At 67.3% G+C, this 25,049-nt stretch carries 22 protein-coding genes; 4 read left to right on the top strand and 18 right to left on the bottom strand.

Annotated elements, in window-relative coordinates; all coding sequences use genetic code 11:
• Positions 1 to 7: 7 nt before the first annotated feature.
• On the top strand, positions 8 to 1,840 hold the full coding sequence (locus tag NO345_RS11940) for a cbb3-type cytochrome c oxidase subunit I (protein ID WP_256299449.1): 1,833 nt from the start codon (positions 8 to 10) through the stop codon (positions 1,838 to 1,840).
• A gap of 189 nt (positions 1,841 to 2,029) precedes the next feature.
• Positions 2,030 to 2,317: a DUF7520 family protein gene (locus NO345_RS11935; RefSeq protein WP_256299448.1), complete on the top strand. Its 288-nt coding sequence runs from the start codon at positions 2,030 to 2,032 to the stop codon at positions 2,315 to 2,317.
• Here NO345_RS11935 and acs read toward each other — a convergent pair.
• Positions 2,314 to 4,293 carry an acetate--CoA ligase gene (acs, locus tag NO345_RS11930; RefSeq protein ID WP_256299446.1) on the bottom strand — a complete coding sequence of 660 codons (1,980 nt, stop codon included), beginning with the start codon at positions 4,291 to 4,293 and terminating at the stop codon, positions 2,314 to 2,316. The two genes, NO345_RS11935 and acs, sit on opposite strands and share 4 nt — an antisense overlap.
• Positions 4,294 to 4,436: 143 nt before the next feature.
• Between acs and NO345_RS11925 the strand changes: the two genes are divergently transcribed.
• The gene (locus NO345_RS11925; protein ID WP_256299444.1) at positions 4,437 to 5,828 is read left to right on the top strand and encodes a UDP-N-acetyl glucosamine 2-epimerase; all 1,392 of its coding nucleotides are present in this window, start codon (positions 4,437 to 4,439) and stop codon (positions 5,826 to 5,828) included.
• On the opposite strand, the gene NO345_RS11920 is transcribed toward NO345_RS11925, so the two are convergent.
• The 4 genes from NO345_RS11920 to NO345_RS11905 all read right to left on the bottom strand — a co-directional run bounded on the left by NO345_RS11920 (position 5,829) and on the right by NO345_RS11905 (position 10,635).
• Positions 5,829 to 7,529: a methylmalonyl-CoA mutase family protein gene (locus NO345_RS11920; RefSeq protein ID WP_256299442.1), complete on the bottom strand. Its 1,701-nt coding sequence runs from the start codon at positions 7,527 to 7,529 to the stop codon at positions 5,829 to 5,831.
• 144 nt (positions 7,530 to 7,673) lie between these two features.
• On the bottom strand, positions 7,674 to 8,753 hold the full coding sequence (locus NO345_RS11915) for a PAS domain-containing sensor histidine kinase (protein ID WP_256299440.1): 1,080 nt from the start codon (positions 8,751 to 8,753) through the stop codon (positions 7,674 to 7,676).
• 44 nt (positions 8,754 to 8,797) lie between these two features.
• Positions 8,798 to 9,610 carry an ABC transporter permease gene (locus tag NO345_RS11910; protein WP_256299438.1) on the bottom strand — a complete coding sequence of 271 codons (813 nt, stop codon included), beginning with the start codon at positions 9,608 to 9,610 and terminating at the stop codon, positions 8,798 to 8,800.
• Positions 9,607 to 10,635, bottom strand: a complete 1,029-nt coding sequence (locus NO345_RS11905) for an ABC transporter ATP-binding protein (protein WP_256299436.1) — start codon at positions 10,633 to 10,635, stop codon at positions 9,607 to 9,609. The genes NO345_RS11910 and NO345_RS11905 overlap by 4 nt, the downstream gene beginning before the upstream one ends.
• 111 nt (positions 10,636 to 10,746) lie before the next feature.
• Here NO345_RS11905 and NO345_RS11900 point away from each other — a divergent pair, with 111 nt between their 5' ends.
• The gene (locus NO345_RS11900) at positions 10,747 to 11,754 is read left to right on the top strand and encodes a DUF7351 domain-containing protein (RefSeq protein WP_256299434.1); all 1,008 of its coding nucleotides are present in this window, start codon (positions 10,747 to 10,749) and stop codon (positions 11,752 to 11,754) included.
• Positions 11,755 to 11,760: 6 nt separating this feature from the next.
• On the opposite strand, the gene NO345_RS11895 is transcribed toward NO345_RS11900, so the two are convergent.
• The 13 genes from NO345_RS11895 to NO345_RS11835 all read right to left on the bottom strand — a co-directional run bounded on the left by NO345_RS11895 (position 11,761) and on the right by NO345_RS11835 (position 24,998).
• Positions 11,761 to 12,561 carry a CBS pair associated ParBc domain-containing protein gene (locus tag NO345_RS11895; protein WP_256299431.1) on the bottom strand — a complete coding sequence of 267 codons (801 nt, stop codon included), beginning with the start codon at positions 12,559 to 12,561 and terminating at the stop codon, positions 11,761 to 11,763.
• Between the two features lie 60 nt (positions 12,562 to 12,621).
• Positions 12,622 to 14,091 (bottom strand): DHH family phosphoesterase, encoded by a 1,470-nt coding sequence (locus NO345_RS11890; protein ID WP_256299429.1) that lies wholly within the window; start codon positions 14,089 to 14,091, stop codon positions 12,622 to 12,624.
• A 61-nt stretch (positions 14,092 to 14,152) separates the two neighbouring features.
• Positions 14,153 to 15,829, bottom strand: a complete 1,677-nt coding sequence (locus tag NO345_RS11885; RefSeq protein ID WP_256299427.1) for an NADH-quinone oxidoreductase subunit N — start codon at positions 15,827 to 15,829, stop codon at positions 14,153 to 14,155.
• The gene (locus tag NO345_RS11880; RefSeq protein WP_438266770.1) at positions 15,829 to 17,391 is read right to left on the bottom strand and encodes a complex I subunit 4 family protein; all 1,563 of its coding nucleotides are present in this window, start codon (positions 17,389 to 17,391) and stop codon (positions 15,829 to 15,831) included. Before NO345_RS11880 ends, NO345_RS11885 begins: the two co-directional genes overlap by 1 nt.
• On the bottom strand, positions 17,391 to 19,457 hold the full coding sequence (gene nuoL / locus NO345_RS11875; protein WP_256299423.1) for an NADH-quinone oxidoreductase subunit L: 2,067 nt from the start codon (positions 19,455 to 19,457) through the stop codon (positions 17,391 to 17,393). The genes NO345_RS11880 and nuoL overlap by 1 nt, the downstream gene beginning before the upstream one ends.
• Positions 19,458 to 19,459: 2 nt before the next feature.
• Complete coding sequence (gene nuoK / locus NO345_RS11870) at positions 19,460 to 19,765, bottom strand: NADH-quinone oxidoreductase subunit NuoK (protein ID WP_256299421.1); 306 nt, start codon at positions 19,763 to 19,765, stop codon at positions 19,460 to 19,462.
• Positions 19,766 to 20,383 (bottom strand): hypothetical protein, encoded by a 618-nt coding sequence (locus NO345_RS11865; protein ID WP_256299419.1) that lies wholly within the window; start codon positions 20,381 to 20,383, stop codon positions 19,766 to 19,768.
• Positions 20,380 to 20,649 carry an NADH-quinone oxidoreductase subunit J gene (locus NO345_RS11860; protein ID WP_256299417.1) on the bottom strand — a complete coding sequence of 90 codons (270 nt, stop codon included), beginning with the start codon at positions 20,647 to 20,649 and terminating at the stop codon, positions 20,380 to 20,382. The genes NO345_RS11865 and NO345_RS11860 overlap by 4 nt, the downstream gene beginning before the upstream one ends.
• A 54-nt stretch (positions 20,650 to 20,703) precedes the next feature.
• The gene (locus NO345_RS11855) at positions 20,704 to 21,165 is read right to left on the bottom strand and encodes a NuoI/complex I 23 kDa subunit family protein (RefSeq protein WP_256299415.1); all 462 of its coding nucleotides are present in this window, start codon (positions 21,163 to 21,165) and stop codon (positions 20,704 to 20,706) included.
• A complete protein-coding gene (locus tag NO345_RS11850; RefSeq protein ID WP_256299413.1) occupies positions 21,162 to 22,232 on the bottom strand; it encodes a complex I subunit 1/NuoH family protein in 1,071 nt (356 codons plus the stop codon). The genes NO345_RS11855 and NO345_RS11850 overlap by 4 nt, the downstream gene beginning before the upstream one ends.
• Entirely contained in the window at positions 22,232 to 23,893 is a 1,662-nt protein-coding gene (locus tag NO345_RS11845) for an NADH-quinone oxidoreductase subunit D (RefSeq protein WP_256299411.1), read from the bottom strand. Before NO345_RS11845 ends, NO345_RS11850 begins: the two co-directional genes overlap by 1 nt.
• Positions 23,890 to 24,591, bottom strand: a complete 702-nt coding sequence (locus NO345_RS11840) for an NADH-quinone oxidoreductase subunit B (RefSeq protein WP_256299409.1) — start codon at positions 24,589 to 24,591, stop codon at positions 23,890 to 23,892. The genes NO345_RS11845 and NO345_RS11840 overlap by 4 nt, the downstream gene beginning before the upstream one ends.
• Complete coding sequence (locus NO345_RS11835) at positions 24,588 to 24,998, bottom strand: NADH-quinone oxidoreductase subunit A (RefSeq protein ID WP_256299407.1); 411 nt, start codon at positions 24,996 to 24,998, stop codon at positions 24,588 to 24,590. Before NO345_RS11835 ends, NO345_RS11840 begins: the two co-directional genes overlap by 4 nt.
• Positions 24,999 to 25,049 lie beyond the last annotated feature (51 nt).

The following is a 25,049-nucleotide window of genomic DNA, read 5'->3' as shown; positions in this document are numbered from 1 at the left end:
GACCCACATGGACATTAGCGGACAGATAGTGCTGACAGCCCTCATGGCTGTGTTCCTGTTCGGGGTCGTGCTGTTCCTGGCACGTGCCGCGGACTGGCGCACCTACACGCCGCTCGCGGGTGGCGGCTCCGGCATCGTCAGCCAGGAGGGCGGGTACGGACACGCTGAGAAACCGGCCGGGATATTCCGGTGGCTCACCACCGTCGACCACAAGGACATCGGCATCCTCTACGGCGTCTACGCCATCCTCGCGTTCGCGTGGGGCGGCATCGCCGTCATCATCATGCGGGCCGAGCTCATCACGCCCGGCATCGACGTGACCCAGGCGCTCGCAGGCGCGATGGGGGTCAGCAGCGGGCAGAACCTCTACAACGGTCTTCTCACGAGTCACGGCATCACGATGCTGTTCCTGTTCGGGACACCCATCCTCGCCGCCTTCTCCAACTACCTCGTCCCGCTGCTCATCGACGCGGACGACATGGCGTTCCCGCGCATCAACGCCATCGCGTTCTGGATGCTCCCGCCGGGCGCGGTGCTCATCTGGGCCGGCTTCTTCATCGCGCCGTTCGTCGAGAGCGTCGCGCCGTCGATGGCCTCCTGGACGATGTACCCGCCGCAGTCCGTCGAGCAGACCGCGACGGGTGGTGCCGCATCGAGCATCGCCCAGCTCAACGCCGGAACGGACCTGATGCTGCTCGGCCTGCACCTGACCGGTGTCTCGGCGACGATGGGTGCGATCAACTTCATCGCGACCATCTTCTCGGAGCGCGGTCCCGAGGTCGGCTGGGACAAGCTCGACATCTTCTCGTGGACCATCCTCACCCAGTCCGCGCTCATCCTGTTCTCGTTCCCGCTGCTGGGGAGCGCGCTGGTGATGCTGCTGCTCGATCGGAACTTCGCGACGACGTTCTTCACCACCGACGGCGGTGGCACCATCCTCTACCAGCACCTGTTCTGGTTCTTCGGCCACCCGGAGGTGTACATCCTCGTCCTGCCCCCGATGGGCATCATCAGCTACGTGCTCCCGCGCTTTGCGGGCCGGAAGCTGTTCGGCTTCAAGTTCGTCGTCTACTCCACGCTCGCCATCGGTGTGCTCTCCTTCGGTGTCTGGGCGCACCACATGTTCTCGACGGGCATCGACCCGCGCATCCGCGCCTCGTTCATGGCGGTCTCGCTGGCCATCGCGATCCCGAGTGCGGTGAAGACGTTCAACTGGATCACGACGATGTGGAACGGGAAGATCCGCCTGACGACGCCGATGCTGTACTGCATCGGCTTCGTCGCCAACTTCATCATCGGCGGCGTGACGGGCGTCTTCCTCGCCTCCATCCCCGTCGACTTCCTGCTCCACGACACGTACTACGTCGTCGGCCACTTCCACTACGTCATCATGGGCGCCATCGCGTTCGCCGTCTTCGCGGGCGTCTACTACTGGTTCCCGCTCGTCACCGGGCGGATGTACCAGGTCACGCTCGCCAAGGCCCACTTCTGGCTCACGATGGTCGGGACCAACCTGACGTTCTTCGCGATGATCCTGATGGGCTACGCCGGGATGCCGCGTCGCTACGCGACGTACAACCTCATCACGGTCGGCCCCATCGACCTCATCCAGACGATGCACGTGCTGGCGACCGTCGGCGCGTTCATCCTGCTGGTCGGCCAGATCATCTGGCTCTGGAACATGGTCCAGTCCTACCTGGAGGGCCCGCGCGTCGGTCCCGACCCGTGGAACCTCGAGGAGGACGGCGTCGACTCCCGCGAGTGGGACTGGTTCGAGAACCGCCTCGAGACCGCGCTCACCGACGGCGGCGAACCCGAGGACGCGGACGCAGACGCGTAACGCGGTTCGGTTCTTCTCCGTCGACTGCCGGAACGGCCAGCGTCAGCTCAGGACGAGCACGAAGCCGGTGACGAACATGAGCACGACGATGCTGCCGAGGACGAGACCGATCAGTTCCTTCTCGCTCATATCCCGCCCTATGGAGCACAGAGGGAAAGGCTAATCGTTGGCCGGTCCCCAGTCTCGAACGTGACAGAGACCGTCAGCGACCGGTTCCGGGGCAGACGCATCGTCGTCGGTATCTACCTCGCCGTCGTCGCACTCGCGGGCGTCTTCGGTGCTGCCGTCGGCGTGCTGCTGCCCGTCGAGTCCGGCCGGGACATCCAGGAGGCGAGCATCGCGGGCCTCGAGTTCGCGGTGACGCCGCTGAACTTCGCCGTCTACGGCGTCGTGATGGTCGGCGTGGGCCTCGGCGTGCTGCTGCTCGCGGTGCGGTTCGTCTCGCGGTTCGACGACGATGCAGTCGACGGGAACTAGTCCCCGCCGACGCGCGAGGCGATGTCCTCGACGACCTCGGGGTTGCGCAGCGTGGAGGTGTCGCCGAGCTCCTCGCCGTTCGCGATGTCCTCGAGCAGTCGGCGCATGATCTTCCCGGAGCGGGTCTTCGGCAGTTCGGGCGTGAAGATGACCGCTTCCGGCCGTGCGATGGGACCGATGGCGTCCTCGACACCCTCGATTATCTTCCCGCGCAGCTCCTCGCCGGGTTCGGAGCCGTCCTCGGTGATGACGTAGGCGTAGACGGCCTCGCCCTTCACGTCGTGGTGGCCACCGACGACGGCGGCCTCGGCGACACCCGGGACGCCGACGATGGCGCTCTCGATCTCCATCGTCCCGAGCCGGTGGCCGGAGACGTTGAGCACGTCGTCGACGCGACCGAGCACGGTGATGTAGCCGTCCTCGTCGAGTTTTGCGCCGTCCTCGGGGAAGTACACCCAGCGGTCGGCGTCCGGGTCGGAGTACTCGTTCCAGTACTCGCTGATGAACCGCTCGTCGTTGTTGTACAGCGTGCGGAGCATCCCCGGCCAGGGTTTGTTCACCGTGAGGTAGCCGGCCTCGCCCGCACCGACTGGCTCGCCAGAGACGTCGACGACCTCCGCGGAGATACCCGGAAGCGGCGGCCCGGCGGAACCGGGCTTCATCTCGCCGATTCCGGGCAGGGTGGTGACCATCATGCCGCCGGTCTCGGTCTGCCACCAGGTGTCGACGACGGGACAGTCCTCGTCGCCGATGTGCTTGTAGTACCACTTCCACGCCCGGGGGTTGATGGGTTCGCCGACGGTGCCGAGCAGCCGCAGGCTCGACAGGTCGTGCCGGTCCGGGTACTCGCCGCCCCACTTCATGAACGCCCGGATTGCCGTCGGCGCGGTGTAGAACTGGTCCACCTGGTAGCGGTCGACCATCTCCCAGATGCGGTCGCGGTCCGGGTAGTCCGGCGTCCCCTCGTACATCAGGGTCGTCGTCCCCAGCGCGAGCGGCCCGTAGACGATGTAGCTGTGGCCGGTGATCCAGCCGATGTCGGCCGAGCACCAGTACGTGTCCTCGGGCTTGATGTCGAGCACGGCGTGGCTGGTCCACGAGACGTAGCTCAGGTAGCCGCCGGTCGTGTGCTTGACACCTTTCGGTTCGCCCGTGGTGCCGGAGGTGTACATCAGGAACAGCATGTCCTCGGCGTCGCGGGAGACGGGGTCGACCCGCTCGCCGGCGTGGGACTCGACCAGTTCGTCGTAGTCGTGGGCGTGCTCGCCGAGGAACACCGTCAGCTCGTCCCCGAGGCGGTCGACGACGACCGTCTCGACGTCGTGCTCGACGCCACGGAGTCCCTCGTCGGCCTTCTCCTTGTGGTTCAGCGCGTCGCCGCGGCGGTAGTAGCCGTCGCAGGTGACGAGGAACTCGGACTCGGCGGCGTTCATCCGCGTCGCGAGCGCGTCGGCGGAGAAGCCAGCGAACACGACCGAGTGCGGCGCGCCGATGCGGGCACACGCCAGCATGGCGATGGGCAGCTCCGGCACCATCGGCATGTACAGCGTCACGACGTCGTCCTCCTCGACGCCCATATCACGGAGTGCGGCCGCGAACTCGTTCACCTCGTTGTAGAGGTCGAGGTACGTGTACGTCTTCGTCTCGCCGAGTTCGCCCTCCCAGCGGATGGCGGCCTGGTTCTTGCGGCCGTTCTCGACGTGCCGGTCGACGCAGTTGTACGACGCGTTGAGCGACCCGCCCGTGAACCACTCGTAGAACGGGGCGTCGCTCTCGTCGAGCACCTGGTCGTACCCCTCGTCCCAGTCGAGCAGGTCGGCAGCACGCTCCCACGCCTCCGGGTCCTCGAACTCCTCGTAGATGCCCTCGTCCGACACGTTCGCCTGCTCGACGAACGCGTCCGAGGGCTCGAAGGTGTCCTGTTCCGCCAGTCGGGCCTCCAGTTCCACCTCTCCGTCCTCGGTATCCTCTGCCATAGTTCGTGTTCAACCGATGTGCATAAACGGGATAAGCGTTCCCCCGACGCCGGTGGTCGGTTATGACGGCGGTCGTCGGAACTCCGGGACGATCCTCCCGGAAATGAACAGCTACTCGGCACTCCACCGACGAGCAACTCGCAATGAGTTCGGAGTACACGGTCCACGCGGACCGCCTCGACGCCCGTCTCGCCGACGCCGAGTTCGCCATCGCCGTCGTGACGGCGACCAAGCCCGACTTCTACAAGCAGGCCCCCGTCGTCACGGCCGCCGACGAGCTGGGCGTACCCTGTTTCATCCTCCACACCGGCCAGCACTACGACGACCTGCTCGGCCACGGGCTGGCGGAGTACGGCGTCGAGGAGCACATCGGCGTCGACCTCGGCGTCCGCGGCGGCCTCTCACAGAAGACCGCCGAGGTGACGAGCCGGGTCGACGAGTTCACCGACTACCTCGACGAGCAGCACCCGGACACCACCGTCGTCCCGCTCGTCCACGGCGACACCCACGCCGCCGCGACGGTGCCCCAGGCGTGGGCGTTCGCCACCGGCAGGCAGGTCGCACACAACGAGGCCGGCCTGCGCGGGATGGCCCCCGACTACGACGCGGTCGACCGCGAGGGACTGGCCGTCGGCGACACCGAGGCCGTCGACGCCTTCGTCGACACCCAGTGGGACGGCGACTGGCACGTCGACCGCTCCGAGCCGTTCCCCGAGCAGTACGACACGTTCGTCGGCTCCGCCGCGTCGCTGTACCACTTCGCCCCCGTCGAGCTCAACCGCGAGCACCTCGTCCGAGAGGGCTACCCCGAGGAGCGAATCCCCGTCGTCGGCAACAGCGTCGTCGACGCCATCGAGGCAAAGCGCGATGCAGCACTGGACGAGAGCGTCTTCGACGTCTACCCCGTACTCGAAGCCCGGGACGACTGGCTCCGCGTCGACGTCCACCGCCGGGCGAACCTGCTCCCCGGCCGGTTCCGCGCCATCGTCGAGGGCGTGATCTCGCTCGTCGAGGACGGCTACAACGTCAACTTCGTCGAGCTGAACGCCACCCGGAACGCGCTGGAGGCGACGGGGCTGCGCGAGAACCTGCTCGAACTCGACGAGGAACGCGAGAACTTCCTGTTCACCGGCCTCTGGAAGAAGCACGCCCACGTCTACGAGTTCCTCGAATCCGGCCAGTGCATGGCCGAATTCACCGACTCCGGCAGCATGCAGGAGGAGCTGAACCACATCGACGAGGCCGCCTGTCTCACCGCGCGGTTCAACACCGACCGCCCGGAGACGGTGTTCGAGGCGAACACGAACCTGCTCGTCCCGCCCATCTCCGGCGAGTTCGTCGCCTCCGCCGTGCGTCGGGTGTGCGAGGACGACGCGCTGCTGGAGACGATGCGTGACGGCCCGGAGCTCTACGGCGAGAACGTCGGCCGGGAGATCGTCTCGTTCATGGACGAGCACCGGGACGAGCCCGTGGAGTGGTCCCACGAGCGCGCCGGCTTCGACCTCGGTGAGACGACCGGGATGGAGTATCTGTAATCAGGCCAGCCCGATCTGCTCGGAGTACGCGCCGTACTCCGACTCGAACACCTTCATCACCTCGCCCATCGTCGCGTACTCCTTCACCGCGGCGACGATGTACGGCATGACGTTCTCGTCGGACTGGATGGCCGCTTCGAGGTCGCCGAGTGCGTCCTCGACGGCCTCGTCGTCGCGCTCCGCTTTGACCTGCGCGAGCCGGTCGAGCTGGCGCTGCTGAGTCTCCTCGTCGACCTTCAGGATCTCCGGCTCGGTGTCCTCCTCGATGGTGTACTTGTTCACGCCGACGACGACCTCCTCGTCGGCCTCCACGCGCTCCTGATACTCGTAGGAGGCCTCCTGGATCTCGCGGAGGAAGAAGCCCTGGTCGATGCCCTCCAGCACGCCGTCGCGTACCGAGCCGTCGCCCATCTCTTTGATCTCCTCGATGTAGTCCATCGCCTGCCCTTCGACCTGGTCGGTCAGCGCCTCGATGGCGTAGCTGCCGCCCATCGGGTCGACGATGTCCGCCGCGCCGGACTCCTCGGCGATGATCTGCTGGGTTCGGAGCGCGACCCGGACCGCACGCTCGGAGGGCAGCGCCAGCGCCTCGTCGAAGCTGTTCGTGTGCAGCGACTGGGTGCCGCCCATGACGCCCGCGAGCGCCTGGATGGTGACGCGGACGACGTTGTTCAGCGGCTGCTGGGCGGTGAGGCTCTGGCCGGCGGTCTGGGTGTGGAACTTCAGGCGCTTGGATTCGGGCTTCTGGGCGTCGTACCACTCGTCCATCACCCGGGCGTAGATACGCCGCGCCGCCCGGAACTTCGCGACCTCCTCGAAGATGGAGTTGTGGGAGTTGAAGAAGAAGGAGAGCCGCGGGGCGAACTCGTCCACGTCGAGCCCGCGGTCCATCGCATCCTCGACGTACGCGAAGCCGTCGGCGAGGGTGAACGCCAGCTCCTGGACCGCCGTCGAGCCGGCCTCGCGGATGTGGTAGCCCGAGATGGAGATGGGGTGGATGCGCGGGGTCTCCTCGGTGGCGAACTCGACGGTGTCGGTGACCACGTCGAGGCTCGGCTCCGGCGGGATGACCCACTCCTTCTGTGCGATGAACTCCTTCAGCATGTCGTTCTGCATGGTCCCGCTGATCTGGTCGCGCGGGACGCCGCGCTGGTCGGCGAGCGCGACGTACATCGCGAAGATGACCGGTGCGGACGGGTTGATGGTGAAGGAGGTCGATATCTCGCTCAGGTCGATGCCGTCGAACAGGATCTCCATGTCCCGCAGCGTGTCCACGGCGACGCCCTCCTTGCCGACCTCGCCGTCCGAGAGCGGGTCGTCCGAGTCCTTGCCCATCAGGCTCGGCATGTCGAACGCTGTCGAGAGCCCGGTCTGTCCCTCGTCGATGAGGTAGTGGAACCGCTCGTTCGTCTCCTCGGCGGTGCCGAAGCCGGCGAACTGCCGCATCGTCCACGTCCGCCCGCGGTACATCGTCGGGTACGGCCCCCGGGTGTACGGTTCCTCGCCGGGGAAGCCGAGGTCGTCCTCGTAGTCGAGGTCCGCCACATCGTCCGGCGTGTACAGCCGGTCCACGTGCATGTTCGACACCGTGGCGAACCGGTCCTTGCGCTCCCCGAAGCGGTCCAGTACCGGGTCGAGCGTCTCGGACTCCCAGTCCTCCCGGGCCTCGCGGATCTCGGCGAGGTCGTCGTCGTCGTACATGGACGTAATTTTTGCCGGACCGGGCAATAATGGTTCGGTACCGGCCAGTGGTCGCAGGTGCGGTCTCGCTCGGATTGGTGTTCGTTGCGGCTGGGGTCACCGGGTGAGGGTCCCGACACGGACGGTCGGGAACCCCTCGGCCGCTCACTGCTCGGGGTGGTCACACGCTGCGGCGTCCTCCTCGGCCAGTGGCAGCGTGACGATGAACACCGTCCCACGGGGGTCGTTGTCTTCGATGGTGACGGAGCCACCGTAGCCGTCGACGAGACTGTCGACGAGGAAGAGACCGATACCGGTTCCCGGGCTGTCGATGCCGTGTTCGCCGCGGCCGAAGACGAGCCGCTTCCGCGAGTCCGGGATGCCGGGGCCGTCGTCGGCGACGGTGACGACGACCGCGTCGCCGTCGACCTCGGTGCGGACCGTCACCGTCGGGTGGTCGCCGTCGTGGTGGATGACGGCGTTGCTGAGGAGGTTGTCGAACACCGAGGCGAGCATCTCGTTCCCGCAGACGGTGACGGCAGCGAGGTCGCCGTCGACCTCGAAGGTGGCCGCCTCGAACTTCTTGCGGTTCTTCGCGAGCTGGTCCGAGAGCACGTGGGCGAGATGGGTCGGCCGGGTCGGGAACTCCTCGCCCTTCGTGATCGCCTCGGCGAGGTCACGGACCTCCTTCGTGAGCTCGACGGTGTGTTCGACCGCATCGACGATGTTCAGGAAGGACTCGCGACCCTCCGGGGCGACGTGTGGCTCCAGCTCCTGACCCCAGCCCAGGACGACGTTCATGTCGTTCCGGATGTCGTGGCGGAGCACCCGGTTGAGCACGTCCAGCTCCTCGGAGAGCTCGGTGAGGCGCTTCTCGCGTTCCTTCTGTTCGGTGAGGTCGCGGACCACCATCACGGTCCGCCCCTCGTGACGGACGAACCGGGCATCGACCGGCACCGGCCCGTCCTCGCTCAGCAGTGTGAGGGCCAGACGCTCGGAGTCGGGCCCCTCGCTCTCGATACGGTCGAACGCGGCCGCGAATCGCTCGTGATCTTCCGGGGCGACGTACCGCTCCAGGAGGTCCTCGAACTGGGCACCGATGAGCGCATCGCGCGGTCGCCCGCTCACCTCGCCGACCCGGGCGTTCGCGTCGATGAGGACACGGTCGTCGTCGAAGATGTACACCGTGTCCTGCAGCGCATCGTACAGGTCGTCGAGGACGCGGTGTTCGGTCCGGTCGGTCATACCACCGTTACGTCGCTCCCGGTGTAAGAATTGTCGGCCCGAACTCAGTAGTGGCCCATCACGCCCTCGCGGCGCGCCCACCGCTGGCAGTAGGTGAACGCGGCGTAGCCGAGCCCGAGGTAGACCGCGGCGGTGATGAGGAGCACCGCGACCTCGGCGGGCGGCAGCTCCCAGAGGGCCACGCCGTCCGCCATCGCCCGCCGGAGGAGGTAGCTCCCCTGTGCCAGCGGGAGCCACTTGAGGACGGGGTACTCGGCGACCGGGGCCGAGATGAGCCCGATGAACAGGAACTGGACGAGCTGGAAGGCGTTCTCGATGCGTTTGAAGCGGATGGCCAGCCCCCCGAAGACGAACCCGACACCGACAGCCGGGAGGAGTGCGAGCAGGCCGAGGGGCAGCACCGTCAGGGGGTCGAGCGTGAGCGACTGCCCCGTGACCAGCAGCATGAACGCGAGCGTGGCCACGCCCCACAGGAACGCCTCGGCGAGGTTCACGACGGTCTTGGCGAGCATCACCCGCCCGAAGCCGAAGGGCGACATGAACAGCTGTTCGAGGGTGCCCCACTGCGCCTCGCGGGTCACGTTCCAGGAGAGCCCCGAGTACGCCGTGAGCGACATACTCCACAGCAGGTAGCCCACGATGAGCCCGCCGAGGGTGTCGCCGATGGCTGCCGGCGCGAGCGCCTGTCCGCCGAAGAACAGCACGAGGAACACGAGGAACACCGTCCCGAGCTGCGAGAGCGTGTTGACCGGGTAGCGCCGCAGCAACACGACCCGCTTCCGTGCGGACTGCCGGAGGAAGCCGAGATACCCGCGGACGCCGGTGTCGACCGTCGTCGCGCCGGTCCCCGTGCTCACGTGCCATCACCCCCGTTCGCTCGCCCGGTGACCTCCAGGAAGACCTCCTCCAGGTCCGGGTCCTGGCCGTCGATGTCGACGAGGCTCAGTCCGGCGGCCCGGAGCACGTCGAGTACGTCGTAGAGGGCGTCGCCGTCGGCGAGCGTCACGTCGAAGCCGGTGCGGTCGCCGGTCTCGGTCCAGCCGTCGGCGTCGAACTCGCGGACGAGCCGGGTCCGGGTCGTCTCGGCGACGGGCCCCTCGACGGTGACCCGGTAGGCCTGCGTCTCGAACACCTGCACGAGGTCGTCGACCGGGTCGTCGGCGATGACCGATCCCTCGGAGAGGATGACGACGCGGTCGCAGATGTCCTCGACGACGTCCATGTCGTGACTGGAGAGGACGATGGTGATGTCCTCCTCCTCGGCGAGCCGACGGAGCTCGCGCCGGAGTTCGAGCGACGCCTCCACGTCGAGCCCGAGCGTCGGCTCGTCGAGGAACACCACGTCGGTCCCGCGGGCCAGCGTGCAGGCCAGCGACACCTTCTGCTTCTGCCCGCGCGAGAGGTCGTTCACCGGCTCGTCGGCCTTCGCTGCGAGGTCGAAGGCGTCGAGCAGGCGGTCGTGGCGTTCCCTGGTCTCCGGGACGGACTGCCCGCCGAGGGCGGCGAAGAACTCGAGGTTCTCCCGCACGCTGAGCTTCCAGTAGACGTTCCGAGCCCCCTCCAGCATCGCGCCGACGTGGCGGTACACCCGACGGGGGCTCTCGTGGGCATCGACACCGGCGATCTCGACGGTGCCCGCGTCGGGGAGGACCAGCCCGAGCAGCGATTTGATGGTGGTCGTCTTGCCCGCACCGTTCGGGCCGAGGACGCCGACCGTCGTACCGCGCTCGATTGACAGGTCGACGCCGTCGACGGCACGGACCGCGTCGTCGCCGTCGCCGTACACCTTCGTCAACCCCTCGACCACGATGGCCGGAGGGAGGTCGGCCGCGTCCGCCGCTGTCGACTCGGGTCGTTGGTCGAGCGACACGTTCGCGCTCATGACTCGTCGTTGTGCGACACGCCCATTAACGATTTTCAGAAGGGCATTTCTGTAAAAAATAGTATGTTTCGGTCGACAGCTCTTCGTAGCTCCCGACACACTGTCGCGAGTATGGGAACCGGAGAGCACGACGGGTCCGGGACCACCGACCACTCCGTCCCCCCCGATGACCCGACGCCGCCCGCCGACGCCTTCGAGGTGCTCGGTCACGAGATCCGCCTCGCGACCATCGAGGCGCTCGCCGAGGAGCGCCGCGAGTCGTGGATCCCGCGCGGGTTGCGCTTCTCGGAGCTGCGCGACGCCGTCGGCGTCCGCGACACCGGCCAGTTCAACTACCACCTCGACCAGCTCAGGGGCTCGTTCGTCTCAAAGTTCGGCGACGAGTACGTCCTCACCAACGCCGGCTTCGAACTCGCCGGCGCGCTCCGTGCCGGGACGTTCGACCAGACCGCCGGGCGCACCGAGCGGCGGGGTGAACTCGACCGGACCTGTCCGGTCTGTGACGAGCCGCTCGAGGCCGTCTACGAGTACGGCTACCTCAGGGTGGTCTGCCCGGACCACGACCGGATACTGACGACGACGCTCCCGCCCGCCGCCGTCCACGACCGCGACATGTCGACCGTCGTCGACCTCGCCAACGCTCGCGTCCGCGACCAGGTCCAGCGGGTCCGCGCCGGCGGCTGCCCGCACTGCTGGGGCGAGACCACGGTGACCGCGCCGGCCGAACCGAGCGAGGCGTACCTCCGTGCTATCGCCGACGAGGCGGGCGACTGCGAGGACGCGGCCGACGACGAACACGACCCCGACGAGGACGCCGTCCTCGCGGAGTGTTCCTGTGAGGAGTGCGGGATGCGGTTCTGGCTACCCGTCTCCGTCTGCGTCGCGCACGACCCCGCCGTCGTCGCGTACTACCACGAGCACGGCGTCGAGATGGACGGCGACTACCTCGACATGGAGCACGCGACCGGGTCGAACGGCACGGTCGTCGCCGAGGACCCGGTCAGGCTCGAGGTCGACGTGGTGGTCGAGGACGCCGCGGAGGCGCTCGTCCTCACGCTCGATGCGAACACCGAGATCGTCGACTACCGGCGCGAGCCCCCCGCCGACCGTCGGACGTAACCCGCGTCACTGGAGTCGCTTCGTCGTCTCGACCAGCGGGTGCCGCGCGTAGTCCACGACCTGCACGTCGTCCAGCGACTCCAGCCCCTCCTTGCGCGCCGTCTCCGCCATCCCGAGTTCGAGTGCGTCCTCGACGACGATGACGTACGCGTCCATCTCGGTCATGTCGAGACGGTCCGCGGCCATGACGCGGTGGTGACCGTCCGCGAGCAGCAGCGTCCCGTCGTTGTCGATGACGACCAGCGGCTCGGCCAGCCCGCGCTCCAGCTCGTAGCGCCGACCCTCCAGCTCGTCCGCGTACACCTTCTTCTGGGTCGGGATGAGCCGGTCGAGCTCGATCCGGCGGCGCTCCTGGGCCAGCGCTACGCCGTGGATGTTCTCCAGCGTGCGACGGAGCTTCCCGACCTTCTCCGGGGTCGCGCGCTCGATCTGGCTGCGGATGACGTCCGCGTTCGAGATGATGCCGACGAGGTTGCCGGCGTCGTCGACCACCGGCAGCTTCTGGATGCCGGACCGGAGGATGACCCGGGCGGCGTCGGTGACCTTCATCTCGGGGTGGGCGACGATGAGGTCCGTCGTCATCACCTTGAATATCGGCTCGTCACCCTCGGCCAGCAGCAGGTCGCGCGCACTCACGAACCCCTCGACGCGCCGGCGGTCACAGACGGGAAAGCCACTGTGCTCGTCGCTCTCGTCGATCCGTTCGGCGACCTCCCTGACCGTCGCGTCCGGCGACACCGTCACCACGTCCTGGGTCATGTAGTCCCTGACCCGGGGTTTCCCGTGGCCGCTCGGCTCATCGTCCATGGCACCCCGTAACCGTCCCGTGGGCAAAAACCTGCGTTCTCGGTGCGACGCACGCTCCGGTCAGGACCCGTCGTCGCGGTCGAACGGGAGTCCCGGTGCCCCCCGTGGGACCGTCATCAGGTCGTGATCTCGCGGTCGTTCGTACCACGCGTCGAAGAACCGGTCGGTGATGACGTCGCGGATGGCCCCGTCGCGCTCGTCGTCGTCCGCGAACTCGCCGAAGGCCTGGGTCACGGGGATCTGCGCGCCGGCCATGTCGGCGTGGCCGCCCGCGCTGCCGATCTGGTCGAACGCGGCCCGGAGCGTCTCCCCGAGGTCCACGTCGGTGCTCCGAGCCCGGGCGGAGACGTACGTCACGTCGTCGATGAAGCCGTACACCAGCGTGCAGGTGATGCCGTCCATCGTCAACAGCTTGTCCGCGGCCTGGGGGAGCGCGTCGCGGTCGGAGATGGAGCCGACACCGGTGACGAGCACCGAGCCGCGCACCTCGCGGTTCTCGATGGCCCGGGCGAGCGTGTCCATCGTCTCGCCGTCGACGCTCGGGGACTCGATGCGGTCGAGCACCGCCTCGTCCACGTGCGGGAGCAGCCGGGCCGCGGCCTCGAAGTCCAGCCGCGAGGCCTCCCGTCTGAACTCGTCCGTGTCGATCTGGATGCCGTACAGGAGCGCGGTCGCGATGGGCTCGTCGAGCGGGACGCCCAGTCGACCGAAGTGGTCCGTCAGCAGCGTGCTCGTCGAGCCCACGTCCGTCCGGAGGTCCTGGTAGCGGCCCTGCACCGGCCCCCGCGGCGGGTGGTGGTCGACGACGATGTCGACGTGGATCTCCTCGGGCAGCTGGTCGTTGACGCTCGGCCGGGCGTGGTCGACCAGCGCGAAGCCCCCGAACTGCCCGAGGTCGTCCTCGGGGCCGAGCGTCCGCAGGTCCAGGTCGAGCAGGTTCACCATCGCACGGTTCTCCTGATGCGAGATCTCCCCGTAGTAGCACGCCTCCGCGTCGGTACCGGCGGCCTCGGCCAGCCGGCACAAGGCGACGGCGCTCGCGATGGCGTCCGGGTCGGGGTTGTCGTGCATCACGACCGCGAGCGGGCCGTCGATCTCCGCGAGCACCCGTCGGAGCCGGAGCGAGTCCTCGGCCGCCTCGCCGGTCACCTGATCGACCGCCCGGGTCGCCACCGCGTCGACCGGGTCCACGACGCGGTCGGCGACCGACCGGAGCACCTCGGTGTCACCGTCACGGCCCGCGTACGCGAGCAGGAAGGCGTCGGGGAAGCGACGCCGTGCTGCGGTGGCGATACGCTGGTTCCGCTCGGTGTCGTCGCTCGCGACCACGACCACGCCCACGTCGGCGAGCCCGGCGAGCGTCTCGGCGTCGCTCGGGTCGCCGACGGTCGCGTCGACGCCCTCTTCGCGGAGCGTCGCGACGCGGCTCTCGGCGTCGCAGACGACGCGTGCCGACCCAGTCCAGCCCTCGGTCGCCTCCAGCAACCGCTGGGTGACGACCCCGCAACCGAGGAAGAGCCGGGTTACCATACTCCGGTGGTTCCACTCCGCGGGCTAAAACGTATCGACACGAAGGAGAAACGCGGTCGGCCTACAGCAGCGCCGCAGCGGCCTCGATGGCCGCGTCGGACACCGGACCGAACACGCCGTACATCGCGGTCGTGACGACCGCGGCGAAGATGACGGCGGCGTACAGCCCGACCGGCCGACTCGAGATATCGAGCGGCTTCTTGTCCGCCGGCCGTTCGTCGAACCAGAGCGCCTTGACGAGCTTCGAGTAGTAGTAGAGGCTCACGGCGCTGTTGACGATGGCGACGGCGGCCAGCCAGACGAACCCGCTGTTGACGGCCGCGCCGAACAGCAGGTACTTGCTGAGGAAGCCCCCGAACGGCGGCAGCCCGGCCAGCGAGAACATGAACACCGTCATCGCGACGGAGGCGACCGGTGCCTGCCGACCGAGCCCGGTGAAGTCCTCGAAGGTGCGGCCGACGTCCCAGTACTCCGCCAGCGCGATGAACAGGAACGCCCCGGTGTTCATGAACCCGTAGACGAACAGGTGCATCATCCCACCGGCGAGGACGAACTGGCCGGCCTCGATCTTCGCGGTCGCGGCGGCCCCACCACCCGAGAGAGCGGCCAGCGACATCAGGACGTAGCCCGCGTGCCCCACGGAGGAGTACGCGAGCATCCGCTTGACCTTGTCCTGGGTCACCGCGGCGAGGTTGCCGAGCGTCATCGTGACGACCGCGAGGATCTGGAAGACGAGCACCCAGTCCGCGCCGAGGACGAGGAACTCGCCACCGCCGACGCGCAGGAACGCCTCGGTGAACACGCGGAAGGCGATGACGAACCCGGCGGCCTTCGACGCCGACGAGAGGAACGCGCTGATGGGTGCGGGTGCGCCCTCGTACGCCTCCGGTGCCCAGAAGTGGAACGGGACGGAGGCGGTCTTGAACGCGATACCGCCGATGACCATCACGACGCCCATACCGAGCAGTCCGGTGAACTCGCCGGTGATGGCGTTCTGCACGGCCGTCAGCTGGAGCGAGCCGGTCGCGGCGTACACCAGACTGATACCGTAGGCGAAGATGGCACTCGACAGCGCGCCGACGAGGAAGTACTTCAGCCCCGCCTCGACGCTGCCCTTGTTCTTCTTCAGGAACGCGACGAGCGCGTACGACGGCAGCGACGCGAGCTCGAGCGCGATGAACACCGTCACGAGCGAGTTGGCCGACGCCATCAGCGTCATGCCGGTCGCCGCGAGCAGCACCAGCGCGTAGTACGAGGCCTGGTAGCTGTGTCCAGCGAGGTAGTTGTAGCTCGCGAGGGTCACCATCGCCGTCACGCTGGCGACGATGACCGCGAACAGCAGGCTCATGCCGTCGACGACGAGCGCATCGCCGAACGGGTTGACCGGCTCACCATCGAAGGTGAACAGGAACGCGGCGGCGATGCCGAACGCGCCGACCGCACCAGCCGTCGAGAGCCCCGCGATGAGGCGGCGGTTGCTGGCGTCGGGGTCGACGAACAGCGCGAGCCCGAACATCGCGAGCAGCGTGAAGCTGACGAACGACCAGCCGGCGGGGCCCAGCCCGAGCGCGTCGGGCAGGGCGATGGCGACGCCGGCCACCGCGAGCGAGCCGAGCAGCGACAGCACCGCGATGGGGCCCTTCGTCGAGCGACCGATGCTGTCGACGTACAGCACGAGCAGGCCCGTCAGGCCCAGCAGGAACGCCGGAGCCAGCGTGAGCCAGGTCGTGTCCGCCATCAGGCACCACCTCCGACGAGGTCCGCGACCGGTCCACTCGCCTCACGGATCATCTCGAAGAAGATGTCCGGCTGCGAGCCGAGCGCGATGATCAGCACGAGCAGCACCGCGAGCGGTGCGATGTCGTGCAGCGGTGCGCGGCCGACCTCGTAGTCGGTCTCGAGGCGGTACTCGCCGAACAGCGTGCGCTGCATCGCAAAGAGCAGGTAGCCGGCGACGATGACGATGCCGAACATCGCCACCGCGGTGAAGGCCGGCATCAGGTCGTAGTTCGGCACGTCGAGCGCACCGGCCTGGAACGCGCCGAGGAACACGTAGAACTCGGCGGCGAAGCCGGACATGAGCGGGAGGCCCATGTAGCCGAACGCCCCCGCGATGAAGATGCCGACCGTGTACGGCATCTTCGACGCCATGCCGGACATATCGGTCACCATGCGCGTGTGAGTCGTGTTGTAGATGACGCCGACCGCCATGAACATCAGCCCCGAGATGAGGCCGTGGGAGATCATCTGGAACGTCGCGCCGCCGACGCCGTACAGCGTGTAGGCGGCGAGCCCGAGGATGACGTATCCCATCGAGGAGACGGAGGAGTACGCGACGATGCGCTTCAGGTCCGTCTGTGCCAGCGCGAGCATCGCGCCGTAGATGATGGAGATGACGGCGAACGCGGCGATGATGGGCATGTTCGCCCGGGCCACGTCCGGAAGCATCGTGAAGTTGAACCGGAGCAGCGCGTAGGTCCCCATCTTCAGCAGGACACCGGCCAGGAGCACCGACACGGGCGTCGGTGCCTCGACGTGGGCGTCCGGCAGCCAGGTGTGGACCGGGACGACCGGGACCTTGACCGCGAAGCCGGCGAACAGCGCAGCGAACGCGGCGACCTTCAGCGTCTCGCCGCCGACGAACGCCAGCTCGTCGGGCTGGACGTTCTCGACGACGAGCGCCTCCGCGGTCTCGGGCAGCGCGAACGTCGAGACGGCGTCACCGAGCCCGAACACGAGCGCGGTGTAGCCGACGAACATCACCAGCGAGGCGACGTTCGTGTAGACGAACATCTTGATGGCCGCGTACTTCCGGCGTGGGCCGCCCCAGACACCGATGAGGAAGTACATCGGGACGAGGACGGCCTCCCAGAAGACGAACCAGACGAAGAAGTCCAGCGCCGTGAAGACGCCGAGCAGTCCGGCCTCGAGGAACAGCACGAGCCCGTAGAACTGCGACTGGCGCTCGTCGATGGGGGTCCACGCGCTCACGAGTGCGAGCGTGACGAGCACGGTCGTCAGCACGACGAGCGGCATGCTGATGCCGTCGATACCGACGAACCACTCGATGTCCGGTAGCGGGCCGAGCCCGAGCCAGGTCTCCCGGCTCGTGAACGCGGTCTCGCCGCCGAGCAGCGCGTTGCCTGTTGCGTCGTACGTGGCCCACATGCCCAGACTCCCGACGAGGGGAATCAGGCTCCAGGCCGTCGCCAGCTTCGCCGCGTAGCGGTCGGAGCCAGCCATGACGACGAGCGATCCGACCAGTGTGACTGCGATGAGCGCCTCTATCGTTCCATTCATCATGCGAACCACCCTCCTGTGACGCCGACGATGAGCAACAGGGCGACGAGGCCCAGCGCGAGCAGCGCGGCGTAGTTGGTGACGACACCGGTCTGGATGCGCTTGACGAGCGAGCCACCGGTGAGGCTCGTCCGACCGACACCGTTGACGATGCCGTCGATGATGCCCTGGTCGAACCGGTCGGCGACCTTCGCGAGGGGCAACGTCAGCCCCGAGGCCAGCCAGACCTGGTACTCGTCCTGGTAGTAGTTGTTGTACCAGAGCGTCTTGAGACCGCCGAGCTTGTCGGTGTGCTCCACGGGCGTGGGGTCACGACCGTACAGCGCGTACGCGAGCCCGACGCCGGCGAGCGCCAGGCCGAGCGAGAGGCCCGCCGAGATCAGCACGGTCACGGACTCGCTCCCGAACGCCGTGGCGTCGGCGGTGTAGCCCGCAGCGTCGTGGAGCACCTCGCCGTAGTGGTGTGCGGTCAGGTTCGCCACCAGCTCGGACTCGGAGTCGAGGAACTGGTGGAGGTAGTCGATGCCCCCGATCCCCAGCACCTTCTCGACGGGGACCATGTTGACGACGCCGGCGACGGTCGCCAGCGCGCCGAGCACGACGAGCGGCACCTTCACGTTCCAGCGGACCGGTTCGGGGTCGCGAGCGGTGTCAGTGCGGGCCTCGCCGTGGAAGGTGAGGAACACCATCCGGAACGTGTAGAAGCCGGTGAACAGCACCGCGACCAGCCCCATCGCGTACGCGGCGAGGAGCATCGTGCCGGTCGTCCCGGCGCTGCCGAGGCCGTGGACGAGCACCTCGTAGAGGACCTCGTCCTTCGACCAGAAGCCCGCGAACGGGATGATGCCCGCCAGCGCGAGCGAACCCGCGAGGAACGTGTAGTAGGTCACGGGCATCTTGTTCTTCAGACCACCCATGTCCCACATGTCCTCGTTGTGGTGCATCGCGATGATGACCGACCCGGCACCGAGGAACAGCAGCGCCTTGAAGAAGGCGTGGGTCATCAGGTGGAAGGTCGCTGCGACGTAGCCGCCGCCGCCCAGCGCGAGCATCATATACCCGTACTGGGAGATGGTGGAGTACGCGAGCACCTGCTTGATCTCGCGTTTGACGACGCCCATCGTCGCCGCGAAGAGCGCGGTGAACCCACCCGTGAGCGCGATGATGGCGAGCACGGTGGGCAGCAGCGCGTAGAAGCCGTACATCCGGGCGACGAGGTAGACACCGGCCGCGACCATCGTCGCCGCGTGGATGAGCGCGGAGACCGGCGTCGGGCCCTCCATCGCGTCGGGCAGCCACGTGTGCAGCGGGAACTGCGCGGACTTGCCGATGACGCCGCCGAGGACGAGCAGGCCCAGGATGCCGAACCACGCCTCGGGACCGAACCCGAAGTACTGCGTTCCGGCGGCGAGGGCCTCCTCGGCCAGCACCGGGAACGCCGTCTGGCTCTCCGTGCTGACGAAGCGGGCCGTCCCGAACGTCGCGACGACGCCGACGACGCCGACGAGGAAGAAGTAGTCACCGAAACGGGTGACGAGGAACGCCTTCTTCGCCGCCGACGGCGGGCCATCCTGGCGGAACCAGAAGCCGATGAGCAGGTACGAGCAGAGCCCGACCAGCTCGAAGAACATGAACGCCATCAGCAGGTTGTCCGCCATGACGAACGCGAGCATCGAGAACGTGAACAGCCCGAGTTCGGAGTAGTAGCGGGGCAGTCCCGTCTCGCCCTCGTCGTTCATGTAGCCGAGGCTGAACACGTGGACGAGCAGGGCGATGAGCGAGACGATGACGAGCATCAACGCCGACAGCGGGTCGATGAAGATGCCGAAGTGAAGCGGCACCTCCTCGGCCCCGGACCAGGTGAACAGGTCCTGCTGGTACGTACTGCCGCCCGCGACCGTCACGAGCGCGAACAGCGAGAGCACGAGCGAACCGGCCGTCGCGGCGATACCCGCCGACGCGCCCTTCTTCGGCATGTAGTTGCCGAGCGCGAGCGCGACGAGGAACGAGGCGAACGGGAGCGCCACGATCGCGGGCGCGAGGTCGAATGCGAGTTCTCCTGCCATCGTTACCACCTCATTGTTGCGGCTTCAGCCACGTCGACGTCTTCGAAGTTGCGATACAGGACGAGGATGATCCCGATGCCGACGGCGACCTCCGCGGCGGCGAGCGCCATCGTGAAGAGGGCGAACACCTGCCCGGTGAGGTTGCCGTAGTACTGGCTGAACGCGACGAGGTTGATGTTCGCCGCGTTGAGCATCAACTCGACCGACATCAGGAACATCAGGGCGTTCCGCCGGGTCAGGATGCCGAACAGCCCGGTACAGAACACCGCCGCCGAGAGGATGAGATAGTAGGTCGTGTCGACTGCCATTCAGTTGTCACCTCCGTCTTCCGTGCCGCCGTCGGCGGCGACCTGCCCGGCAGTGGTGCCGGACGGTTCGTCCACGTCGCGCAGGCCGAGCGCGGTGACGACCTCGCCGCCTTCGTCGCGGCGGGCGAGCGTCACCGCGCCGTCGAGTGCGGCGTCGAGCACGATGGCCATGAGCACGAACGCCACGAGGAACGTCTCTCCGGGTGCCGAGCGCTGGTCGCTGTCGATGGCGAACATCATGTAGCCGATGTTCTCGGTGATGCTCGTCCGGGAGACCGCGTAGACGGTGTCGGCCTGGCCGTCACCGTTCGAGTCCGCCTCGACGAAGTCGACCCCGACGCCGGGGTCGTTCGCGACCGAGACGTTCGCCGCCTCCGAGCCGTCGCTCGCGTTGTACGCGACCGCGTACGTCTGCCCGCCGGCGCTGACGGTGCCGTACTCGCCGGTCGGTGACTCGGACTGCAGCGTCTCGTTCTGGATCGTCGTCGCCTCGTCGAACCCGACGGGGTCACCGAGTGGTGCCCCGACGAACACGACCGCCATGATGACGAACAGGGCGACCGCGACGATGCCCGGGGCGAGATGCCCGCCGAGTTTCAGTTTCGGGCCTGTTGTCATGCCTCTACAACCTCCGTCGTGTCGTCTTCGCGAACCAGCATCACGGCGAACGTGATCAGGATGAGTACCCCGCCGACGTAGACCAGAATCTGCATCGCGGCGAGGAACTCGGCCTGCTGCATCACGTAGTGTACCGCGACGCTGAGTAGCGCGACGCCCAGGAAGAGTGCGGAGTGCCACACGTCCTCCACGAGGACGACGCCGACGCTACTTGCCACCGTGACGATGGCGAAGAGCGCGAAGGCGACGAGTTCTGCGAGTGCCATTGTTTGGGTTCTCCTATCGCTGTATGTTGAAGATTTCGAGACGGCCGCGGCCGTCTACTGGTAATCGACCTCGCCGTCGCCCTCGCCGATCCACGCGCCACGGTCGGGCTCGCGGGACTCGAGGGGGTCGATGTCCTTGTACCAGGGTACGCTCTTGAGCTGTTCTTTGTTGTAGACGAGGTCGTCCTTCGTGTCGCCGGTGAACTCGAAGTTCTGCGTGAGCAGGATCGCGTCCACCGGGCAGACCTCCTCACAGAGCCGGCAGTAGATGCACTGTCCGATGTGGAGGTTGTACTCCTCACCGTTGCGCTGTGCGTCGGTCACGATGTGGATGGTGTCGTTCGGACAGACGTTCTCGCACTGCCGGCACCAGATACACCGCTCCTGGCTGAACTTGTGGATGCCGCGGAACCGCGGCGAGACCTCGGGCGGTGTCTCCGGGTACTCGACGGTGAACGTCTCACCGTCCAGCGCGTGCTTCATCGTGGTCGCCATGGATTTGAGTATGCCGATCATGCAATCACCCCGACGAGGAGTGCGGTCAGCAGCAGGTTCGCGAAGGAGAGCACGAGCATCCCCTTCCAGCCGATCTCGATGAGCTGGTCGATACGAACGCGCGGGACTGCAGAGCGCGCCCACTGGGTGAACAGGAACACGCCCCAGATCTTCGCCGTGAACCAGAGGAAGCCGATGGACTCGGGACCCGGGCCGGCGGGGCCGCCCAGGAACAGCGTCGCCACGATGGCTCCGCCGAGGAAGATGTGCAGGAACTCGCCCAGGTAGATGAGGACGAAGTAGACCGAGGAGTACTCGGTCTGGTAGCCCGCGACGATCTCGGTCGGGGCCTCGGGGATGTCGAACGGGTTCCGCCCGACCTCCGCGAGGTTCGCGACCATGAACAGCGCGAACGCGAACGGGTTCACGAACGCGAACCACGACGGGATCGAGAAGCCGGCGATGGTCACCAGCGTCTCCTGCTGGACCGCGACGATCTCGCCCATCTGGAGCGACTGCGTGAACAGCACGACGGACGCGCCGGTCAGGATGAGCGGGATCTCGTACGCGACGTTCTGTGCGATGGCCCGCAGCGCGCCCAGCATCGAGTACTTGTTCGAGGACGCGTAGCCCGCCATCGTCAGCCCGAGCGTCGCGATGGAGGCCACCGCGAACACGTACGCCAGCCCCGCCTCGGGGTCGGCCAGATGGAAGTTGATCGGGCCGAGGTAGCCCATCGGGATGACCGCGAAGCCGAGCAGTGCCGACCCGGCGACGATGAGCGGCGCGAGGTCGTACGCCGGCCTGTCGACGTCCTCGGGGATGATGAGCTCCTTCGAGAGCAGGCGGAGGGCGTCGGCCGGGATCGTCCCCAGACCGAACGGTCCGATGCGGTTGGCCGCGATGCGGTCGGTGAACGCGGCCGTAATCTTCCGCTTCGCCCACGGGCCCGCGACGCCAGTGTACGCGAGCATCACGTTGCCGATGAGGAACGCGCCGACGAACGCCGCGATGGCCTGGCCCAGCACCGTGTCGGGCAGGCCGACCGCTGTCCGGATGGTCTCCGGGAGCAGTTGCTCCGTCGCCATCAGCGGTCCACCTCCCCGAGCACGATGTCGAGGCTACCGAGCGAGGCGATGAGGTCGGCGATGTACTCGCCCTCGGACATCTCGCCGAGTGTCTGCAGGTTCGAGAAGCACGGGCTCCGGATCTTGAACCGACCGGGCTTGTCCGTGCCGTCGGCCCGGATGTAGATGCCGAGTTCGCCCTTCGCGCCTTCGACGGCGCGGTAGGTCTCGGTGTCGGCCTCCGGTTTGAGGGTGCGGGGGACGTTCGACTGGATGGTCCGCTCGTCCTCGGGCCACTCCTCGAGCAGATCGACGCACTGTTCGATTATCTTCGCGGACTCCTCGACCTCCTGCAGCCGGACGAGGACGCGGCTGTAGTTGTCGCAGCCGTCCTCGGTGACGACGTCCCAGTCGAGCTCGTCGTAGTAGCCGTAGGGGTCGTCACGGCGGAGGTCGTAGTCGATACCGGAGCCACGCGCCACCGGGCCGGTCGCGCCGTAGCTCTTCGCGACCTCGGGTTCGAGGATGCCCGTGTTGACACAGCGGATCTGGAAGATCTCGTTGCCGGTGAGGAGGTCGTGGTACTCCTCGAGCTTCGCCGGCAGCTCCTCGAGGAAGTCCCGGGTGTTCTCGAAGAACTCCTCGCGTGGCTCGGGGAGGTCCCAGGCGACACCGCCCAGCCGGAGGTAGTTGAACATCATCCGCTGGCCGGTGAGGTCCTCGAGGATGTTCTGGATGACCTCGCGGTCGCGGACCCCGTACTGGAACAGCGCGGTGAAGTCGCCGTAGACGTCGAGTGCGAACGTCGCGACCGCGAGCATGTGCGAGGCGATGCGGCAGAGCTCGGCGGACATCGTCCGGATGACCTGTGCGTACTCGGGCACCTCGATGTCCGCGAGATCTTCTGCAGCGCGTGCGTACGCCCACTCGTTGAGGATGCCGGCGGAGATGTAGTCCCACCGGTCGGGGTACGGCATGATCTGGTGGCGGTAGGTGCCGTTCTGGCACATCTGCTCCTCGCAGCGGTGGAGGTAGCCGATGTCCGGGTCGACGTCCGCGACCGTCTCGCCGTCGAGGACGGTCTTGAGGTGCAGGACACCGTGGGTCGCCGGGTGGTGCGGGCCGATGTTGAGGAACATCGTGTCCGCCTCGCTGTCCATGTGGTCGTCACGGAGTGGGTTGTCCCACTCCCCGAGCGTGACTATCTGGGGACTGTCCTGGTCGTAGTCCTGACCGAGCGGGTGGCCCTGCCAGGTGTCGGGCAGCAGGATGCGCCGCGGGTCCGGGTGACCCTCGTAGTCGATACCGACGAGGTCGTACGCCTCGCGCTCGTGCCAGTCGGCGGTCCGGAACACCGGCTCCGCGGTCTGGCTGACCGGCTCGTCCTTCGAGGCCGGGACGACGACGCTGACCTCCTGGGTCGGGTCGTCGTACTTCTTCAGGTGGTAGATCGACTCGTACCGGTCCTCGTACTCCTGGGCAGTGACACAGGAGAGGTGGTCGTAGCCCATGTCGTCCCGGAGCGCGAACAGGGTGTCCTGTACCTGGTCCGGCCGGACGACCACGGAGGCGTCCGCGTTGAGGTGCTCCTCGGTGCCCTGGGCGAGGTCGCCGAGCCTCTCGAGGACCTCGTCCTCGACGGTGACACCCGCCTCGATCTCCGGAGTCTCCTCGACGCTCATGGCGAATCGACCCAGTTGTACCGCATTGCGAGGGTGTCCTCGTCGATCTGGTCGGCGAGCTCGTCGACGATCTCGTCGCGCTCCATGTCACCGAACTGCTCCAGTTCGTACGGTTTGACGACGACTGGCGAGGACTCGCCGTTGGCGATGCGCTCCTGCAGTTTGGCGACGCCGTAGACCAGCGCCTCCGGGCGCGGCGGGCAGCCGGGGACGTGGATGTCCACCGGGATGACCTCCTCGGCACCCTTGATGACGTTGTACCCCTCCTGGAACGGACCGCCGGAGATGGTACACGAGCCCATGCCGATGACGAACTTCGGCTCGGGCATCTGGTCGTAGACGCGCTTCATGCGCGGGGCGAACTTCGAGACGATGGTCCCCGGTACGATGATGACGTCCGCCTGTCGCGGCGACGCCCGGGGGACGCCCGCGTGGAAGCGGTCGAGGTCGTGCTTGACCGCGTACGTGTGCATCATCTCGATGCTGCAACACGCGATCCCGAACTGCAGCATGAACATCGACGACCCGCGCACCCAGTTCATGAACTTGTCGAACTTGGTGAGGATGAACGGGGTGGAGCCGAGCGCCTCCCGGAGCCGCGAGTTGAAGCGGTCGTCCAGCCCCTCGCCCATGCGGGCGTCGCGTGTGTCTGTCAGCATGTCTGTACTCCCGCCGTCGATAGGGTTGTCGCTACTCATCGTTTTGCCTGTACCTGCGATTCCGAGCGCGCGCTCTTGGCCCAGTCCACCGCGCCGTTGTGCCAGGCCCATGCCAGACCGGCGACGAGCACGGTGATGAACACCAGCATCGGGACCAGTACGGGGCCGAGTGCTGCTCCACCTTCGAGTGCAGAGCCGTAGATGACCGTCCACGGGAAGATCAGGACGGTCTCGATGTCGAAGATGGTGAACAGCAGTGCGACCATGTAGTACTGGATGTTGAAGCGGATGCGGGTCCCACCTGTCGGGACCTCACCACTCTCGTAGGTGGCGCGCTTGCTGTCTTCAGGAACGCTCGGTCTGAGCAGTGCCGAGACCGACATCATGCCGACCGGAATCAGCACGCCGACGAGCGCGAGCGCCCCAATGGCTATCCATGGATTCATGCCGTATTCTCCGTAACATCCGGGGCTTTGAAGCGCACCCATATAAGGGTT

It is taken from the genome of Haloarchaeobius salinus (assembly GCF_024464185.1).
Taxonomy (GTDB): domain Archaea; phylum Halobacteriota; class Halobacteria; order Halobacteriales; family Natrialbaceae; genus Haloarchaeobius; species Haloarchaeobius salinus.
This window is presented reverse-complemented; position numbering and strand designations above follow the sequence as displayed.

What these genes read in the sequence shown, in the direction of transcription:
- NO345_RS11940 (WP_256299449.1), top strand. Translation starts at nt 8, where the DNA reads ATGGACATTAGCGGACAGATAGTGCTGACAGCCCTCATGGCTGTGTTC.
- acs (WP_256299446.1), bottom strand. Translation starts at nt 4,293, where the DNA reads ATGGCAGAGGATACCGAGGACGGAGAGGTGGAACTGGAGGCCCGACTG.
- NO345_RS11925 (WP_256299444.1), top strand. Translation starts at nt 4,437, where the DNA reads ATGAGTTCGGAGTACACGGTCCACGCGGACCGCCTCGACGCCCGTCTC.
- NO345_RS11920 (WP_256299442.1), bottom strand. Translation starts at nt 7,529, where the DNA reads ATGTACGACGACGACGACCTCGCCGAGATCCGCGAGGCCCGGGAGGAC.
- NO345_RS11915 (WP_256299440.1), bottom strand. Translation starts at nt 8,753, where the DNA reads ATGACCGACCGGACCGAACACCGCGTCCTCGACGACCTGTACGATGCG.
- NO345_RS11905 (WP_256299436.1), bottom strand. Translation starts at nt 10,635, where the DNA reads ATGAGCGCGAACGTGTCGCTCGACCAACGACCCGAGTCGACAGCGGCG.
- NO345_RS11900 (WP_256299434.1), top strand. Translation starts at nt 10,747, where the DNA reads ATGGGAACCGGAGAGCACGACGGGTCCGGGACCACCGACCACTCCGTC.
- NO345_RS11895 (WP_256299431.1), bottom strand. Translation starts at nt 12,561, where the DNA reads ATGGACGATGAGCCGAGCGGCCACGGGAAACCCCGGGTCAGGGACTAC.
- NO345_RS11890 (WP_256299429.1), bottom strand. Translation starts at nt 14,091, where the DNA reads ATGGTAACCCGGCTCTTCCTCGGTTGCGGGGTCGTCACCCAGCGGTTG.
- NO345_RS11885 (WP_256299427.1), bottom strand. Translation starts at nt 15,829, where the DNA reads ATGGCGGACACGACCTGGCTCACGCTGGCTCCGGCGTTCCTGCTGGGC.
- NO345_RS11880 (WP_438266770.1), bottom strand. Translation starts at nt 17,391, where the DNA reads ATGAATGGAACGATAGAGGCGCTCATCGCAGTCACACTGGTCGGATCG.
- nuoL (WP_256299423.1), bottom strand. Translation starts at nt 19,457, where the DNA reads ATGGCAGGAGAACTCGCATTCGACCTCGCGCCCGCGATCGTGGCGCTC.
- nuoK (WP_256299421.1), bottom strand. Translation starts at nt 19,765, where the DNA reads ATGGCAGTCGACACGACCTACTATCTCATCCTCTCGGCGGCGGTGTTC.
- NO345_RS11865 (WP_256299419.1), bottom strand. Translation starts at nt 20,383, where the DNA reads ATGACAACAGGCCCGAAACTGAAACTCGGCGGGCATCTCGCCCCGGGC.
- NO345_RS11860 (WP_256299417.1), bottom strand. Translation starts at nt 20,649, where the DNA reads ATGGCACTCGCAGAACTCGTCGCCTTCGCGCTCTTCGCCATCGTCACG.
- NO345_RS11855 (WP_256299415.1), bottom strand. Translation starts at nt 21,165, where the DNA reads ATGATCGGCATACTCAAATCCATGGCGACCACGATGAAGCACGCGCTG.
- NO345_RS11850 (WP_256299413.1), bottom strand. Translation starts at nt 22,232, where the DNA reads ATGGCGACGGAGCAACTGCTCCCGGAGACCATCCGGACAGCGGTCGGC.
- NO345_RS11845 (WP_256299411.1), bottom strand. Translation starts at nt 23,893, where the DNA reads ATGAGCGTCGAGGAGACTCCGGAGATCGAGGCGGGTGTCACCGTCGAG.
- NO345_RS11840 (WP_256299409.1), bottom strand. Translation starts at nt 24,591, where the DNA reads ATGAGTAGCGACAACCCTATCGACGGCGGGAGTACAGACATGCTGACA.
- NO345_RS11835 (WP_256299407.1), bottom strand. Translation starts at nt 24,998, where the DNA reads ATGAATCCATGGATAGCCATTGGGGCGCTCGCGCTCGTCGGCGTGCTG.